This is a genomic window from Endozoicomonas sp. ONNA2, assembly GCF_024606365.1.
Lineage (GTDB): Bacteria > Pseudomonadota > Gammaproteobacteria > Pseudomonadales > Endozoicomonadaceae > Endozoicomonas.
On sequence record NZ_JAHHPO010001194.1, the window covers coordinates 1 to 1,766 of the forward strand.

Genomic DNA, 1,766 nt, shown 5'->3' on the forward strand with positions numbered 1-1,766 from the left:
TTTGCCGAACAAAAGCGGATTTTTAGACCAATTTGCTGTCGCCGCAGCAGGGCAGTCTATTCTCGGACAGCCTCCTATGGAACCGGTACGGAATGACTTCCCTGTTTTCAACCCCGGTCTCCGTTTGGGTTGAAGCTTGTCGAAGTCCGGTGGCACCACCCTTCGACGAACTCAGGATGAACGGAATCGGGCGTTTTATTCCTGTTTACCTCTTCTATTTTCAGTGGCATGCCCGCTGCCAGATAATTCCCCCATTAACAAAACACGACTGATTGTTATGATCGCCTCCCACCCTCACCACCCCATGAAACCCACGATGTGGATGAATGTGCTGTTTTTCATAGCCATTGTTCTGTCGTTGTTAAGCTGTGGATTTGCCGCAGCCACCAACAGTCTGCCCGGTTGGATTGGGCTTTTTGTTGTTTCTCCTTATGCGGCTTATCTGTGTCATCAACGACTCCGGTCTGGTCGAACCGGTTTCTGGGTGGCTTACTGGCTATTTTTTGGGGTGCCATTCACAGTTAATGCGATGTATGGTTCCCTCTGGTGGCTGGCTTATTGGCTGGTGAGTTTCATATATATTTTGGGTTTCAGTATGCTGCAAATGGGTAAACCCTGACGGTGCTTACATTCGATTGTACAATTCTCATTGTTTTGTGTCGGTTGCACAGAACACTCCCCTTATCTCCTTCCTTAAACTTTAGTGCTTCTTTTCTGTGTTTTTCCCACTTTTTTGAATGAACTGGGTTAGTCACAGAAAAACCAGGGATTTTCCTGAAATCGGTATCCCTGGCAAGAATCTCAGTGACGCTGTGCTCTTTCATAACTGCTGCAATACGACAATCATGAACAAAGTTATCTCTGACAGGCGCCACTTGTTGAATAATTTCTGCAAAATACAGCAGGTGATCAGGGCCGGGATCAATCCGGGATACCGCTGGTTGGTCAAGAAGGTTCCTTATATTGGCGAGTGCTTGCTCAATACCCAACGGCTCCGGCTTGATTAATTTTGGATGGGTGACCACCCTCAGGTATTCGAATATATTGATCCAAGTAATGCAGTGGCGGGTTTTCTGTGAGGCAACCTGCTCCAGAAGCACCCTGGCTACCTCATGCTCATCAAAAAAGGGAATGCTGGGTAGACAAGAATGTTGGTATCAATCAGCTTCATGGCTTATTCTGCCCAACTCATGGGGCATTAAGCCAAATGATCAAGGTAGCTGCGATCCGATGGGTCGAAACCATCGACAGGTTTGCCATTTTTTGCCACATGCCACTGGAAAGGTACCTGGTTCGATTTATTCTGCTGTGTGGAAATCGCCATGCGAATGAGCTGGTTTGCCAACTGGCTCACGGTTGTGCGTTCCCTGGCGGCTTGCTCCTTGAGCTGGGCGAGCAAGCCCGGTTCCAGATCCAGTGTTGTTCTCATGGTTTAACCCCCTTTTCTAGTTTGATGCATCATGAATATGATAATAGTGCATCATGATGCATTGACAAGACACCATTGACGGCCCCGGTTTGGGGCACTCACCTTCTCAGTGGTATCCAGTGAATAGTCAGGGCTATTGATCATTACACCATCAAATTATGGAAGTGGTCTACCAGGTTGCCATGAGTGCAGTGGTAGTACTCAAGCCCTGACACTCTCCGCCCGATCGGACGAGGGTTCTTGATCGCTCAAGAACGTTTCTGTTTCACAGTTCGTTGCCGGCAGGTAACTATTCAGCACCCAGCAAAGGCATATTACTGTAATTCTGAACAGCTCT

The 1,766-nt window shown here is 47.9% G+C and carries 2 protein-coding genes; both read right to left on the reverse strand.

Annotation, left to right across the window (positions count from 1 at the left end; translation table 11 throughout):
* Positions 1-590: 590 nt before the first annotated feature.
* Complete coding sequence (locus KDK14_RS21005; RefSeq protein WP_257267207.1) at positions 591-1,133, reverse strand: PIN domain-containing protein; 543 nt, start codon at positions 1,131-1,133, stop codon at positions 591-593.
* A 65-nt stretch (positions 1,134-1,198) separates the two neighbouring features.
* Positions 1,199-1,429, reverse strand: a complete 231-nt coding sequence (locus KDK14_RS21010) for a hypothetical protein (RefSeq protein ID WP_257267206.1) — start codon at positions 1,427-1,429, stop codon at positions 1,199-1,201.
* Positions 1,430-1,766 lie beyond the last annotated feature (337 nt).

Coding starts and splice junctions, on each gene's coding strand:
- KDK14_RS21010 (WP_257267206.1), bottom strand. CDS start 1,429: ATGAGAACAACACTGGATCTGGAACCGGGCTTGCTCGCCCAGCTCAAG.